General features: G+C 41.6%; 14 protein-coding genes. All 14 read left to right on the plus strand.

The window, feature by feature from the left end:
- Nucleotides 1–11 precede the first annotated feature (11 nt).
- The 14 genes from rplJ to rplV all read left to right on the plus strand — a co-directional run bounded on the left by rplJ (nucleotide 12) and on the right by rplV (nucleotide 15,714).
- Nucleotides 12–521, plus strand: coding sequence for a 50S ribosomal protein L10 (gene rplJ / locus ACKPQ4_RS07865; protein ID WP_407680635.1), 510 nt, complete (start codon nucleotides 12–14; stop codon nucleotides 519–521).
- A gap of 128 nt (nucleotides 522–649) precedes the next feature.
- On the plus strand, nucleotides 650–1,039 hold the full coding sequence (rplL, locus tag ACKPQ4_RS07870; protein WP_407680636.1) for a 50S ribosomal protein L7/L12: 390 nt from the start codon (nucleotides 650–652) through the stop codon (nucleotides 1,037–1,039).
- 105 nt (nucleotides 1,040–1,144) lie between these two features.
- The gene (rpoB, locus tag ACKPQ4_RS07875; RefSeq protein ID WP_407680637.1) at nucleotides 1,145–5,011 is read left to right on the plus strand and encodes a DNA-directed RNA polymerase subunit beta; all 3,867 of its coding nucleotides are present in this window, start codon (nucleotides 1,145–1,147) and stop codon (nucleotides 5,009–5,011) included.
- A gap of 51 nt (nucleotides 5,012–5,062) precedes the next feature.
- On the plus strand, nucleotides 5,063–9,157 hold the full coding sequence (gene rpoC, locus ACKPQ4_RS07880) for a DNA-directed RNA polymerase subunit beta' (RefSeq protein WP_407680638.1): 4,095 nt from the start codon (nucleotides 5,063–5,065) through the stop codon (nucleotides 9,155–9,157).
- 78 nt (nucleotides 9,158–9,235) lie between these two features.
- Complete coding sequence (gene rpsL / locus ACKPQ4_RS07885; protein ID WP_407680639.1) at nucleotides 9,236–9,610, plus strand: 30S ribosomal protein S12; 375 nt, start codon at nucleotides 9,236–9,238, stop codon at nucleotides 9,608–9,610.
- A gap of 6 nt (nucleotides 9,611–9,616) precedes the next feature.
- Entirely contained in the window at nucleotides 9,617–10,090 is a 474-nt protein-coding gene (gene rpsG / locus ACKPQ4_RS07890; protein ID WP_407680640.1) for a 30S ribosomal protein S7, read from the plus strand.
- Between the two features lie 9 nt (nucleotides 10,091–10,099).
- On the plus strand, nucleotides 10,100–12,256 hold the full coding sequence (gene fusA / locus ACKPQ4_RS07895; RefSeq protein ID WP_407680641.1) for an elongation factor G: 2,157 nt from the start codon (nucleotides 10,100–10,102) through the stop codon (nucleotides 12,254–12,256).
- Between the two features lie 3 nt (nucleotides 12,257–12,259).
- On the plus strand, nucleotides 12,260–12,568 hold the full coding sequence (gene rpsJ, locus ACKPQ4_RS07900; RefSeq protein ID WP_407680642.1) for a 30S ribosomal protein S10: 309 nt from the start codon (nucleotides 12,260–12,262) through the stop codon (nucleotides 12,566–12,568).
- 85 nt (nucleotides 12,569–12,653) lie between these two features.
- Complete coding sequence (gene rplC / locus ACKPQ4_RS07905) at nucleotides 12,654–13,301, plus strand: 50S ribosomal protein L3 (protein WP_407680643.1); 648 nt, start codon at nucleotides 12,654–12,656, stop codon at nucleotides 13,299–13,301.
- A 9-nt stretch (nucleotides 13,302–13,310) separates the two neighbouring features.
- The gene (gene rplD, locus ACKPQ4_RS07910; protein ID WP_407680644.1) at nucleotides 13,311–13,955 is read left to right on the plus strand and encodes a 50S ribosomal protein L4; all 645 of its coding nucleotides are present in this window, start codon (nucleotides 13,311–13,313) and stop codon (nucleotides 13,953–13,955) included.
- Entirely contained in the window at nucleotides 13,952–14,242 is a 291-nt protein-coding gene (gene rplW / locus ACKPQ4_RS07915) for a 50S ribosomal protein L23 (RefSeq protein WP_407680645.1), read from the plus strand. Before rplD ends, rplW begins: the two co-directional genes overlap by 4 nt.
- A gap of 15 nt (nucleotides 14,243–14,257) precedes the next feature.
- On the plus strand, nucleotides 14,258–15,097 hold the full coding sequence (gene rplB, locus ACKPQ4_RS07920) for a 50S ribosomal protein L2 (protein ID WP_407680646.1): 840 nt from the start codon (nucleotides 14,258–14,260) through the stop codon (nucleotides 15,095–15,097).
- Nucleotides 15,098–15,103: 6 nt separating this feature from the next.
- Nucleotides 15,104–15,373 (plus strand): 30S ribosomal protein S19, encoded by a 270-nt coding sequence (rpsS, locus tag ACKPQ4_RS07925; RefSeq protein WP_407680647.1) that lies wholly within the window; start codon nucleotides 15,104–15,106, stop codon nucleotides 15,371–15,373.
- A gap of 2 nt (nucleotides 15,374–15,375) precedes the next feature.
- Complete coding sequence (gene rplV / locus ACKPQ4_RS07930) at nucleotides 15,376–15,714, plus strand: 50S ribosomal protein L22 (RefSeq protein WP_407680648.1); 339 nt, start codon at nucleotides 15,376–15,378, stop codon at nucleotides 15,712–15,714.
- Nucleotides 15,715–15,762: the final 48 nt, after the last annotated feature.

Consider the following 15,762-nt stretch of genomic DNA (forward strand, 5'->3'; position numbering starts at 1 on the left):
GAAATACATAAATGAGACCCGAAAAAGAATATCTTATCAAAGAAGCTAGCGATCACTTAGAAAAATCTACCTTTTTCTTCCTTACCGATTATAAAGGTATTAACTCAGAAGAAACTTCTGAGCTAAGAGCAAAACTGGCAGAACGTGGGGCTGAATTTCATGTGGTAAAAAACACATCTTTAAGGCTTGCTGCTAAAGAAAAGAATCTTCCAGATTTGGGTGAGTTTTTATCTGGTCATACAGCCATCGTTGTTGGTGGTGATGATGCATCTGGTGTTGCTAAAGATCTTGGTAAGTATTTTAAATCTAAAGACAAAGTTTCCGTTAAGGCAGGAGTACTTGGCGACCGTGCTCTAAACGCTCAAGAGGTAAAGAAATTAGCTCAACTGCCCAGTTTAGAAATAATACGAGCTCAACTTCTTTCTCTTGTAAACACTCCAGCTACTCAAGTTGTTTCTATTTTAAATCAACCAGCTCGCGGTCTACTTAATGTGCTGCAAGCAAAAAGCAAAGATTCTTAATTTTGGGTCTCTTCTATTCGACCCATTTTCACCACCAACCGTTAACCACCAACCTAGAAGATATTAGGAGCACAGCTCTTAAACGCCGAAATGGTACTAATGCTATTCAGGCAAGGAGGTAACTAATTATGTCAGATATATCCAAAGAACAAGTAATCGATTGGCTTAGTGGCCAGTCAGTAATTGAAATTGCCGATCTCGTTAAAGAGCTCGAAGAAAAGTGGGGAGTTAGTGCTGCTGCTCCTGCAGCTATAGCCGTTGCTGCTCCTGCCGGAGGCGATGGAGGCGATGCTGCTGCTGAAGAAAAGACTGAATTCGATGTTATCCTTACCGAAATGGGAGGTAATAAAATTGCAGTCATCAAAGAAGTCCGAGCAATCACCGGACTTGGCTTAAAAGAAGCCAAAGAATTGGTTGAAGGTGCACCAAAACCAGTCAAGGAAGGTGTATCTAAAGACGAAGCTGAAGAAGTATCCAAGAAACTTGAAACTGCTGGAGCAAAAGCAGAAATCAAGTAATGTTTTCTCTTGCTTTAATTTAATTTGGTTTAGCCGTCCGGTAATTGTACCGGCGGCTTTTCCTTTTATATTTATCTCTTAATCCCTTCTGCCCCTCCCCCCGTTATGGAATCATCGAAAAGACAAAACTTCGGAAAATTACAGGAAGTCATTGACCCGCCTAATCTCATCCAAAATCAAGTAGATTCATTTCATAACTTTTTGCAACGGCAAGTACCTGCTACCCACCGTCAGCATGATGGTCTTGAGGCAGTGTTTCGGGAAATTTTTCCTATTTTAAGCTACGATGAAAAATCAAGGCTTGAATATGTTAGTTACACGATTGGAGAGTCAAAACTGACGGAGGTTGAGTGTATCGATCAAAAAAGTACATACTCAGCACCTCTACAAGTAAAACTCAGGCTTAGATTAGAAGTAGAGGGTCAAAATAAACCTTTCTACAGCGAAGAAGAAATCTTTATGGGCGAATTGCCCATCATTACAGAACGTGGTTCTTTTATTATTAACGGTGCTGAACGGGTTGTTGTAAGCCAGCTTCACCGTTCACCGGGTGTTAGCTTTGAAGAATCTGTTCATACCAGTGGAAAAACTTTGCATGGATTCCGCATAATACCGGATAGAGGCACTTGGATAGAGGCACAATTTGATCAGCACGAATTACTTTATGTTTACCTTGACCGCAGAAGAAGGCGTAGAAAGTTTTTAATTACAACTTTCCTTCGGGCACTGATGGATTGGGATCCAGAAAAAGACAAGGATTCGGATCATAAAATTATAGACCTCTTTTATAACATAGAAACTTTATCTATCGAAGACCTTGTTAAGAAAGAAAATGTTTCCAATTATGTTCTTATTGAACCTATGTTTGATCGCGCTAAAGGTGTTGTTTTAGCCAAAGCTTTCGAGCCTTTAACTAAGACCTACCTTCGTGCTTTCATGAAGGCTGGAGAGAAATCTCTCCAAGCTATTGATACCAGTGTTGATGACGGTGCTATTATTCGTTGTTTAAAGAAAGATACTTCCAAAAATAAAGAAGAGGCGCTCAAAGAAATTTATAAAAAACTTCGCCCAGGCGAGCCACCGCACAAAGCTAATGCCGAGGCTCTGATTAACAGACTCTTTCTTGATACAAAAAGGTATGATCTGGCAAAAGTGGGTCGGCATATGCTTAACTTGAAGTTAGGCCTTGATTCGCCACTGGAAGTAAGAGTTACAACTGTAGAAGATTTAGTAGCAGCAACCCGAAAACTTACCGATCTAAAGCGGGGTAAGACGGATGAGCAAATGGCACGTGAGGATGCTGGTTCTATTTTCGATATGGGGATAGATGACATTGACCACTTGGGAAATCGTCGCGTTCGTACTGTAGGTGAATTACTTGCTAATGTTTGCCGTAGCGGATTAGCTCGTACCGAGAGAGTCGTTAGAGAACGGATGACTCTTTATGACCAAGGAGTCGAAAGTTTATCACCAGGCAAGCTTATAAATCCAAAAGCTTTGACCACTGTAATTAGAGACTTTTTTGCACGCAGTCAGCTTAGTCAGTTTATGGACCAAATTAATCCGTTAGCTGAGATGACCCATAAAAGAAGGCTCTCAGCGTTGGGGCCAGGCGGACTTAATCGGGAAAGAGCTGGATTTGAAGTCCGTGATGTTCATCCTACTCATTATGGACGAATTTGTCCAATCGAGACCCCTGAAGGACCCAATATCGGATTGATTAACACCCTTTCTACATATGCAAAAATAGATCAATTTGGGTTTCTTCAATCTCCTTATCATCGAGTCAGCAAAGGTGTTGTAGACAAAAACCCCAAAAATGTAGTTTATTTAAATGCTTTTGAGGAAGAAAAGTATATAATTGCCCAGGCTAATAGTGAAATAGATGCTAAAACACTAAAATTACAGGGTAGACCGACATGTCGCTACCGCGATCAAGTTCAGGAATATGATCGAGAGGATATAAATTTCATGGATGTATCCCCAAAGCAGGTTGTTTCTGTAGCTGCTGGGCTCATTCCTTTTATTGAGCACGATGATGCGAACCGTGCCTTGATGGGAGCAAATATGCAACGCCAGGCGGTTCCCTTATTAAAAACTGAGGCCCCTTTTGTTGGCACTGGTATCGAAAGTAAAGTCGCTGAAGACTCGAAAACGGTTACCGTATCAGAATCTGAAGGAGTTGTTGCGATGGCTGACGGGAATCGCATTGTTGTGTCTGATGATGGAACTTTGCCACCACGATTTCTCAAAGAACCAAGAAGCGATCATAAGAGAGGAATTTATTGTTATGACCTTCGGAAATATCTTCGCTCAAACTCTGGGACCTGCTTTAATCAAAAGCCGATTGTTCGAAAGGGAGACAAGGTAATCCTTGGACAAGCTTTAGCAGATGGAGCAAGTACGGATAATGGAGAATTAGCAATAGGACGTAATATCCTTGTAGCATTTATGCCATGGAAGGGCTATAATTTCGAAGATGCTATCCTAATTTCAGAAAAAATCGTTAAAGACGACATCTACACTTCAATACATATTGAAGAATTTGAAGTCACCGCCAGAGATACTAAATTAGGTCCGGAAGAAATTACACGTGATATCCCTAACGCTGGAGAAGAAGCATTACGCAATCTTGATCACTTGGGTATTGTCCGAATTGGTGCTGAAGTAAAACCAAGTGATATTCTGGTTGGCAAAATCACTCCTAAAAGCGAAACGGATTTGGCACCAGAGGAAAAACTACTCCGTGCTATTTTTGGTGAAAAAGCTGCGGATGTTAAGGATAGTTCACTTAGGGTTCCCTCTGGAACTCAAGGAATTGTTATGGATATTAAAATATCCAGCCGTACGGATGCCGAACAGGAGAAATTATCTCCATCCGATTTCCGTCGTCAATTAAAGCAAATTAAGGAAGACTTTAGAAATCAAACAGAAGACTTGCGGGCTCAATTGACTGAATCGTTGTCTAACATTTTATTGGGAGAAAAAATACCCTTAAATGTAACAAACTCAGAAACTGGAGACATAATTATCCCAGCAAATCGCAAGATTACAAAAACTCTTTTGCGTAGGCTGTCTTCCGTACATCGCTTTATCGATATTCCCCCTTCGCCAGTTAGGATTAAGGTTTTCGAAATCATTGAAAGTTACGAATCCAAGTTCCAAGATCTAGAAGATGACAGGGAGCGCAAAGTAGAGGCTATTGAGCAAGGCGATTCGATTGATCAAGGTGCAATTAAAAATGTTCGTGTGTTTGTCGCCAAGAAGCAAAAAATGCGAGTTGGAGATAAAATGGCTGGTCGTCATGGAAATAAGGGCGTTGTTGCAAAAATTGTCCCCGAGGAGGATATGCCATTTCTTCCGGACGGAACACCGATAGAAATTTGTCTTAATCCGTTAGGTGTACCAAGTCGGATGAATGTTGGACAGGTTTTAGAAACTCACCTCGGTTGGGCTTGTAAAAAACTTGGACTGAAAGTTGCGACTCCAATCTTTGATGGTATGCCTGAATCTAAGATTCAAGAATACCTCAAAGAGGCAGAACTTCCAGAAAATGGTAAATCTACTCTCTATGACGGTTGTACAGGTGAAGCTTTTTACCAAAAGATCGTGGTCGGTTATATGTACATGCTAAAGCTTAACCACCTTGTAACAAGTAAGATACATGCTCGTGCAGTCGGTCCTTACAGTCTTATCACGCAACAACCTCTTGGAGGAAAAGCACAATACGGTGGACAGAGGTTTGGTGAAATGGAGGTTTGGGCATTAGAGGCTTATGGAGCAGCTTACACATTGCAGGAAATCCTAACGGTCAAATCCGATGATGTTCTTGGCAGAACCAAAATCTATGAATCCCTAGTTAAAGGGGATAATTCTTTACAAGCTGGTACGCCACAGTCTTTCAATGTTCTTATGAAGGAAATGCAAAGTCTTTGCTTAGACATTCGCGTACGCGGGGAAGATGGTTTGTAATTTTATTAAGCAAAAGAATATCCGAAATTTAAATTTTAAGCAGTATATATTATGAGCGTAGAAGCATTAAACGAAGCACTTGGAGTAGACGTCGGACCAATGGATCGAGTATCCATAACTGTTGCTGATCCTGACATTATTCGTTCTTGGTCTAAGGGTGAAGTTAAGAACCCTGAAACCATAAATTATCGTACATTTAAGCCGGAACCAGGTGGATTATTTTGTCAAAAGATTTTCGGCCCTGTCCGAGATTACGAATGTGCCTGCGGCAAATACAAAAGGATAAAGTACAAAGGAGTCGTATGCGATCGTTGTGGTGTTGAGGTTACTGTATCAAGGGTGCGTCGAGACAGAATGGGTCACATAGAACTTGCTGTACCAGTTTCACACATATGGTTCTTAAAGAGTATGCCCAGTCGCTTGGGGCTTCTCATGAATATGACCGCTAAAAGTTTAGAGCGTGTTCTTTATTATGAGCAATATCTCGTAACTGACCCGGGCAACACTCCACTGGAAGACAGGCAACTGTTATCAGACAAAGAATATCGTGAGGCTGTTGATGAGTACGGTGACGAATTCGAGGCTAAAATGGGAGCAGAAGCAGTCCGTGATGTTCTAAGTCGCCTTGACCTGCAAGATGAATTGGATGAGTTGTATGACCAAATACACGATACCAAGTCCAAGCAAATGAAGAAAAAGCTCGCCAGTCGTCTGCGAGTGATCAAAGGCTTTCTCCAATCTGAAGCTTCTCCTGAATGGATGGTTCTTGAATCTATTCCAGTCATTCCACCAGACCTTCGTCCGCTCGTACCACTTGAAGGTGGGAGATTTGCAACAAGTGATTTGAATGATCTCTATCGCAGAGTTATTAACCGTAATAATCGCTTAAAGAACCTTCTTCAGTTAAAGACTCCTGATGTTATTATCCATAACGAAAAAAGAATGCTTCAAGAAGCTGTCGATGCATTATTTGACAATGGAAGGCATGGTCGGGCTATAACTGGATCTGGTAATCGTCCATTAAAATCATTGAGTGATATGCTCAAAGGAAAACAGGGACGTTTCCGCCAAAATCTCCTTGGAAAACGTGTAGATTACTCTGGAAGATCCGTGATTGTAATTGGGCCCGAGCTTAAATTGCATCAATGCGGATTACCCAAGAAAATGGCCCTTATTTTATTCGAGCCCTTTATTATTCGTCGCCTCAAAGAACTAGGTTTTGTTCATACGGTGCGTGGTGCTCGTAAAATGATCGAAACACGCTCACCAGAAGTGTGGGACATATTGGAGGAGGTAACCAAGGGCCACCCCGTTCTACTTAATCGTGCTCCTACCCTCCACCGGCTTTCGATTCAAGCTTTCGAGCCAGTTTTAATCGAGGGTAATGCCATCCGTGTTCACCCGTTGGTTTGTACAGCATATAATGCTGACTTTGATGGAGATCAGATGGCCGTGCATGTGCCGCTTTCAGTTGAAGCAATCATGGAGGCTAAATTGTTAATGATGGCATCCCACAATATCTTTTCTCCATCCAGCGGGAAACCGATTCTTACTCCTTCTCAGGATATTGTACTTGGATCCTACTTTCTTACTATGAACCCCAAGAATGAGATGCCTGCGGAAAATGTAAGAGTTCCTATAATCGGATCTCTTGAAGAAGCGCTGAGTGCGTTGCAGGACGGAGCTCTAAACCTTCACGATTGGATTGATCTGCAAAATCCCGACAAGGGAAAGACCACTCATTTCGGTATTCCCGGGAGGAGCGTTGTTAGGTCAACTGTTGGTCGAGTACTTTTTAACACCATTTGGCCTGAAGAACTTGGATTTTTTAATAAGCCTGCACTCAAAGGTGATTTAGGGGATTTAATCTTGGAAACCTATCGTTTAACCGGAAAGGCAAGTACCATAAATGCCCTGGATAAACTCAAAGAAATGGGTTTTGAGATGGCTACCAAAGCGGGTATTTCCATCGGTATTTTTGATATGATAATACCAGATGAGAAAAAAGACCGTATTGTTGTAGCACGAAAAGAAATTGATAAAATTGAAGATCAATTCAGGAAAGGCATTATTACTCGTGGTGAAAGGCATAATAAAATTATTGATGTTTGGACAACTGCGACGGATGACATTGCAAAGAATGTTTTTACTTCTCTTGAAGACAACTTGGGCAAAGATACCATTAACCCTGTATACCTAATGATGGATTCGGGGGCTCGGGGAAATAGGCAGCAGGTTCGTCAGCTTTGTGGAATGCGCGGATTAATGGCTAAACCTTCAGGTGAGATTATTGAACAACCAATTCTGTCATCATTCCGTGAAGGACTTACTGTTTTGGAATATTTCATGTCCACTCACGGAGCCCGAAAGGGTCTAGCAGATACTGCCCTTAAGACAGCTGACGCTGGATATTTAACTAGGAAACTCTGTGATGTGGCAATGGATTGTGTTATTGCCATGAAGGACGATGGTCGGAGAGATGGAGTCGTCAAAAAAGCGATTATGGAAGGTGACAATGAAATTGTACCATTACGAGATCGAGTCATTGGACGTTACTCTTCGGAAGATATTGCCAATCCTTCTAATCCTAGTGAAACTTTAGTTTCTTCCGGATCTCTTATAACAGAAGATATAGCAGATAATTTGGACGCTTCGGGAATTACTCGGGTACGAGTTATGTCACCTCTATCAACTCGTATTAAAAACGGGATGACTTCTCTGGAATACGGGATTGATCCCTCCACTAATGCATTGGTTAAAGAAGGTTCGGCTGTAGGAATTATTGCTGCACAATCTATTGGAGAACCTGGTACTCAGTTAACAATGCGTACCTTCCATATTGGGGGAATTGCAAGTGCGGGCAGAGAAGAGCCTGTTATCCACATCAGAAAAGCCGGAAAACTTAAGTTTGTCGGTTTACGATTAGTAACTTTGGCCAATGGCCAGCAAGTAACCCTCAACAAAACTGGATCTATTCAAATTTTAGACCCTGACGGACGGATTGTAGATGACTATCCTGTTCCTGCCGGAGCTCTTCTTCATTTTAAGGATAATGAAGATGTAGCAGAATCCACACTACTTGCTCAATGGGATCCATACAATATCCCTATTCTTTCTGAGAAGAAAGGAATGATTGGTTTTGAAGATATGCTACCTGGCGTAACCACCAAAGTTGAAAAGGATGCTTCGGGGGGTAAATCAATGGTTGTGATTGAACACAAGGAAGATTTGAACCCCCAGATCATAGTCAAAGATTCTTCAGGCAAGGCAATCGCTACTTATTCGGTACCAACCGGAGCTCAAGTTGCCGTTGATGAGGGTACGCGTATTGATGCGGGGTCTATTATCGCTAAAACTCCTCGTCAAGCTTCCAAAACTCAAGATATCACAGGTGGTTTACCGCGTGTGGCTGAACTATTTGAAGCCCGCAGACCCAAAGAAGCCAATGTTGGTCAAATGGCGAAGATTGATGGTATTATTACTGAAGCAGGAACTTTGCGCTCTAAAAAGCGTCTATTAGTTACCAATGAGGATACCGGTCAAGTTGAAGAACATCTCATCCCGCATGGTAAGCATGTTCTGGTTCAACACGGTGACATGGTTCATAAGGGTCAATTAATTACCGAGGGGGCAAAGGATCCACACGAGATACTTGAGATATTAGGACCTTCTGCGGTTCAGGAGTACTTGATAGAAGAGATTCAAAAGGTCTATCGTTTGCAAGGTGTTACAATTAATGATAAACATTTGGAAGTTATCATTTCACGCATGCTCTTTAAAATTCGTATCACTGATCCGGGTGATGCAGAATTGTTCTGGGGCGATCAAGTGGATAGATTCGCTTTCTTGGATACAAATGAATCTATTGCTCAAAAAGGAGGTAAGCCTGCTGAAGCCGAACCAATATTACTTGGAATTACCAAAGCATCACTAGAAACAGACAGTTTTATTTCTGCCGCATCGTTTCAAGAAACGACTAAGGTGTTAACCAATGCAGCAACTCTTGGAAAAGTTGATGATTTGAACGGGTTCAAAGAGAATGTGATAATGGGGCATTTGATTCCTGCCGGTACAGGCTTGCCGAAATGGAGACGCATGAAAGTAGACACACTTGGTGCTGCTGCCACCGAATCGATGACTGCCTAATTTCACACACTGTTCATTTATAGCTTGATCTTACTGAAATAAAATTTACTTTAGATCCTTTACCCTCAAATATTCACTATGCCCACGATCAATCAATTGGTACGAAAAAATCGTCGTTTGCAAAAATCTAAGACGAAGTCTCCTGCTTTAAAGGCCTGTCCTTTTCGTAGGGGTGTTTGTGTTCAAGTAACTACACGTACTCCAAAGAAACCAAATTCGGCTGTACGAAAAGTGGCTAAAGTCCGCTTGACTACTGGTTATGAAGTTATTGCTTACATTCCAGACGAAGGTCACAACTTGCAGGAGCACAGTATAGTTCTGTTGCGAGGAGGAAGAGTGAAGGACTTAAATGGTGTTCGCTATCACATTGTTCGTGGCACCTTAGACTGTCAAGGTGTTGAGAAAAGACGCCGTAGCCGTTCTAAGTACGGAGTTAAAAAACCTAAAAGTTGATTTATTATGTCTCGTCGTCGTCAAGCTAACAAGCGCCCTGTGCTCCCTGATCCCCGCCACGGAAGTACTTTAATCAGTTCCTTGATAAATATGGTTATGTTTAGCGGGAAAAAATCTGTTGCTCAACGTGTCGTATACACCGCTATCGAAAAGATGGCTGAGAAATTAGAAAAAGGAAACCCTGTCGATCTTGTCTTGGGTGCACTTGAAAACATTCGCCCAAAAATTGAGGTAAAGAGTCGACGAGTCGGTGGTGCTACTTATCAAGTTCCAATTGAGGTAGCATTTGAACGCCAACAAAGCCTTGCTTTTCGTTGGGTTGTAAATGCTGCTTCAGGTCGCAAGGGCACCCCAATGGCAGAAGCTTTAGCAAACGAACTTATCGATGCTTACAACAACACTGGGTCTGTTGTAAAAAAACGTGAGGAAACTCATAAAATGGCTCAGGCTAATCGTGCTTTTGCTCATTTGCGCTGGTAATTTTTTGTCATGACCGCAGTACTAGAACCCTCTCCAGCTAATTCTTCGATTCGTGATACAATCTTAGAGCACACTCGTAACATTGGAATTGCAGCACACATTGATGCTGGGAAAACCACATGTACTGAAAGAGTTTTGTTTTATTCAGGTGTTGTGCACAAAATCGGTGAAGTCCATGAAGGCAACGCTACCACAGACTGGATGGAGCAAGAGAGAGAACGTGGAATTACGATTACATCTGCTGCTATTTCTTGTGGTTGGACTACGTCGGAGGGACCATACGCAGGAATTGATCACCGTATCAATATAATAGATACTCCGGGTCACGTAGATTTTACTGCTGAAGTTGAGAGATCCCTAAGAGTTTTAGACGGAGCTGTAGCAGTATTTACATCAGTTGAGGGCGTACAGCCCCAATCTGAGACTGTTTGGCGGCAAATGGATAAATACCATGTTCCTCGACTTGCCTTTATCAACAAGATGGACCGTATGGGGTCGGACTTTTTGTCTGCCCTCCAGACCATGCGAGATAAACTTGGAGCAAATGCACATCCCCTCTTTCTGGCAATAGGTGCTGAGGAGAACTTTAAGGGTTTGATTGATCTCGTTAAAATGGTTGCCTACATTTACGACGAAAGCGATGAAAGTGGTGTTAAGTTTGATACCGTTGAAATTCCCTCTGATCAAATTGATCAGGCTAATGAGTATCGAGAATCTTTAATTGGAGCGGTATCTGACTTTGATGACGATATTGCCAACAAATACCTTGAGGGTGAGGATATTTCTGAAGATGAACTGCGCCTAGCAATTCGTAAAGCTACTGTTTCAATTAAGTTTGTTGGGGTAATTCCTGGTAGTGCATTTAAGAATAAAGGTGTTCAAATGTTGATGGATGCAGTGGTTGATTATCTTCCCTGCCCTTTAGATCTACCACCGATGAAAGGCGAGGATTCTGACGAAAACCCTGTCGAAGTAGCACCTGATGATTCTAAGCAAGTTGCTGGGCTTGCCTTCAAGCTCATGACAGATCCATTCGTTGGTAAGTTAGTTTTTTATCGTGTTTATCAAGGTTCATTAAAGAAGGGCTCTACACTTTATAATCCCCGTACTCGTAAGTCAGAACGTGTGTCGAGGCTTATGATTATGAAAGCTGATGCCCGTGAGGACATTGATGTCGCTTATTCAGGTGATATTTGTGCTTTAATCGGAGTCAAAGATGTTGTTACAGGTGATACACTTTGCGACAAATCTTTAGACCTCCGCCTCGAACCACCAACATTTCCTGAGCCAGTGATCTCCATGTCTATTGAGCCTGCAACCAAGGCAGACCAGGAAAAGATGTCAATTGGTTTGCAGAGGCTTTCCGAAGAAGATCCTACATTTGGTCTTTCAAGTAATGAGGAAACTGGTCAAACGATTATAGCAGGTATGGGTGAACTACATCTTGATATTATCAGAGACCGCCTGTTCCGTGAATTTAAGGTTGAAGCTACTGCCGGCAAACCCCAAATCGCATATCGTGAAACAATTACTTCCTCTTCCGAGGGTGTTGGTAAGTTTGTTCGTCAATCAGGTGGTCGTGGACAGTATGGCCATGCAGTAATTCAAATCGAGAGTTTGGAAAAGGGTAAAGGTATTGAATTGGAAAACAAGATCGTTGGTGGATCTATACCTAAAGAGTTTATCAAGCCTACTTTGGATGGTATAAAAGAAGCTGCTCAAGGTGGTGTAATTGCTGGGTATCCTGTAATCGATTTTAAGGTCTCACTTGTTGATGGGTCCTTTCATGATGTCGATTCATCTGAAATGGCTTTCAAGATGGCAGGCATTTTTGCATTCAAGGATGCCATGAAGAAAGCTACACCAATTCTTTTAGAACCTATCATGAAAGTTGAAGTTTCCACACCTGATGAATATCAGGGTGAATTAATTGGAGACTTGAATCGTCGTCGCGGACAGATCCAAGGCATGGAATCTCGTGGCACTGTTTGTATCATTGATGCCTTTGTACCTCTCGAAAACATGTTTGGGTATTCAACAGACATGCGATCACTATCCTCCGGAAGGGCGGATTATTCTATGACTCCTTCTCACTTTGATCAGGTACCACAAAGCCTAATTCAGAATATCGTTGAAACCTCTTCTCGCGAACCAGCAAGAAGCTAAATTATGAACGGACACAAAATACGCATTAAATTAAAAGGTTTCGATTACCGAGTAATTGATCAGTCTGCATCTGATATTGTAGATACAGCAAAACGAACAGGCGCACGTGTTGCCGGGCCTATTCCTATGCCAACAAGAATCGAACGATACACAGTTAATCGCTCCCCTCATGTTGATAAAAAGTCTATGGATCAATTTGAGCTTCGTACTCACAAAAGACTTATCGATATAATTGAGCCAACCGTACAGACTGTTGACGAACTAAAAAAGTTAAACTTACCTGCAGGCGTTGAAATCAGCATCAACGTTTAATCATTCTCCTCTCTATCTAATTAATTAACTCTAAACCCCTTTAAAGCAGGTCTAAAAGAACTTTAGTTCGCCTGCCGCTTAAAGAATGAAACTTGAACTTTTAGGAAAAAAGCTTGGGATGTCCCAAGTCTACGACGAAGACAATAACCTTGTCCCTGTAACCATTATTGAAGCTGGTCCATGTCCAGTCCTTCAAGTGAAAACTGTTGAATCAGATGGTTACACCTCTGTACAAATTGGTTACAACCCAAAGGGTAAAAGTCCCAATAAAGCAAACCGTGCATCTAAGGGACATGCTGCTAAAGCAAAGGCTGAACCCCAGCAGTTATCTAAAGAGTTCCGGCTCCCAGTTGATCATCAATTCGAGGCAGGTAACTCTATTACAGTGACTGACTTTGCTGATATTTCAATGGTTGATGTTGTATCAACGACCAAAGGAAAAGGATTTCAGGGCGTGGTTAAAAGATGGAATTTCGGAGGAGGTCCTGCTTCTCATGGTTCTATGTTTCATCGTCGTGGTGGATCTTATGGTCTTTGCCAATGGCCAGGTCGTGTTTTTAAGAATAAGAAAATGCCTGGTCATATGGGTGATGTGCAGCGCACTACCCAAAACCTTAAGGTTGTAAAAACTATTCCTGAGAAAAACTTAATATTAATTAAGGGCAGCATTCCAGGTCATAAAGGTGGAATTTTATCCATCCGTGTGGCTAAAAAACTCAAGACCTCCAAGTAGAATTTTAAGATGAAATTAAAATTGTTTAAATCAGACGGTTCTTCATCAAAAGAAACGACTATTGAAAATTTCCCTTCTCTAGAAGACGGAAAAGGTGTTGATGCTTTGCGCCAATGTGTACTAGCAGTCAGGGCAAACCTACGGCAAGGTAATGCATCTACGAAGACGCGTGCTGAAGTTGCTGGTTCTGGCAAAAAAATCTACCGCCAGAAAGGTCTCGGTACTGGTCGTGCTGGTGATAAAAACGCGATACAGCGTAGAGGAGGTGGTGTTGCTTTTGGCCCCAAGCCACGCTCTTACTCCCAGAAAGTTAATGGTAAAGTTCGTAAGTTAGCACTAACTCGTGCTTTGGTAGATCTTGCTTCTGATGGTTCGATTTCTCTTATTGAGGATTGGTCTGTTAAATCTCACAAAACCAAAGATTTTGCTAGTCTTCTCAAAACGATTGGTGCGGATGGTAAAACCCTTATCATAGGAGAAAACTTTGATAAAAATATTAGTTTAGCTGCTCGAAATTTACCAAAAATTAAACTTAGTAAATCGATTGATGTAAATGCACTCGACTTGGTTGGGACCAAGCAAGTGGTTTCAAGTTTACAAGGAATTAATTCTTTAGTTGCCAAAATATCTAACTCTCAAAGCGATAATTCATGAAAGAGCCTGTAACTATCCTAAAAGAAGCTTTGCTAACAGAAAAAGCTACCATGCTTTCGGCAAATTTAAACCAGTATGTGTTTTCTGTTTATCCACAGGCTACTAAGACTAATGTCAAAAATGCGATTGAGCAGACTTTTGGTGTTAAGGTTAACAAGGTTAATACTTTGATTCAAAAACCAAAGACTAAACGTGATCGAATGCGCAGAGGTAAACTCGGTTACACTGCTCTGAGTAAGAAAGCTATTATTACCCTGAAAGCTGGCGACAGTATTGACCTCGCTTAATAGGAGAATTTTAACATGGCTATTTTACAACAAAAACCCGTTACCCCTAGCGGTCGATTTTATCTTAAAAATAAACAGGAGCTTTCAAAGAAGAGACCTGAAAAATCCTTAACCTCCGGTCATCATAGGAAAAAGGGAAGAAACAGCTACGGTCGTATCACAAGCAGGCGTAGAGGAGGTGGGCACAAGAGGCTTTATCGTCAAATTGATTTTCGTAGAGAACGCGTTAATCAACCTTCAGAAGTTATTGCTATTGAATACGATCCTAATCGTACTGCAAACCTTGCTCTTATCCAATACAATGATGGTGACAAAGCCTATATATTAGCACCTGAACAAGTTGAAGTTGGGCATGTATTATTGAGCTCCAATGATTGTATTGAGTTCAAAACAGGAAATGCTATGCCCTTAAAATTTTTGCCTATGGGCACAAAAGTCCACTGCGTAGAAATGCTTCCAGGTGCAGGTGCAAAAATTTGTAGATCTGCAGGAAGCGAAGCCCGTTTAATTTCTATCGATGGAGATTCTGCTTCATTAAAAATTCCAAGTGGTGAAATTCGTTTAGTTAAGTCAAATTGCCGAGCTACAATCGGTGCTGTCGGTAATAGTAATCATCAAAAAGCTACAATCGGTAAAGCGGGAAGAAATCGTTGGAAAGGTCGTCGACCAAGAGTACGTGGTGTTGCTATGAATCCCGTTGATCATCCTATGGGTGGTGGTGAAGGTAAGACTTCTGGCGGTGGTCATCCATCATCTCCATGGGGTCAACTTTCTAAAGGGTTTCCGACTCGAAAGAAGTCTAAACAATCTAATTCAATGATCATTACTCGTAGAAATGGTCGCCGGGTAAAATAATTTATTATGACAAGATCTATTAAAAAAGGTTTCTTCGTTGACCCTCATCTTATTAAGAAGGTGCAAAAAGCTCAAGATAGCGGTGATCGCAAACCGATCAAAACATGGTCTCGCCGTTCCACAATTACTCCAGACTTTGTAGGGCTTAATTTCACTGTTCACAACGGCAAGAACTTTTTACCAGTCTATGTTTCTGAAAACATGGTTGGTCATAAGTTGGGTGAGTTTTCTGCTACACGTACCTTTAAGTCTCATAATCCTCATACACAAAAGTAGATATGGAAATAAAATCATACTCCAAATATATGAGGATTTCTCCTAAGAAAGCGCGTGAAGTTGCTAGAGTTTTACCTGGTCGCAAAGCAACTGAGGGTTTGTCTCTTTTAAAATATATTCCTCGTAAAGCTGCTCGTATGCTCGACAAAACTTTGAAATCCGCCATGGCAAATGCCGAAAATAATGCCAACTTAAACGCGGACGATCTTTTTATTAGCGAAGCAATAGTCGAGGAAGGGCCAGCATTAAAGCGTTTCCGTCCCTGTGCAAGAGGTTCCGCTCATCCATACAAAAAACGCATGAGTCATTTGCGTATAACTTTAACTGACGAGAAAATTTAAGATATGGGACAAAAAGTAAATCCTATCGGTTTTAGATTAAGCGTTCGT

This window comes from Candidatus Chordibacter forsetii, from assembly GCF_964187505.1.
Taxonomy (GTDB): domain Bacteria; phylum Verrucomicrobiota; class Verrucomicrobiia; order Opitutales; family Seribacteraceae; genus Chordibacter; species Chordibacter forsetii.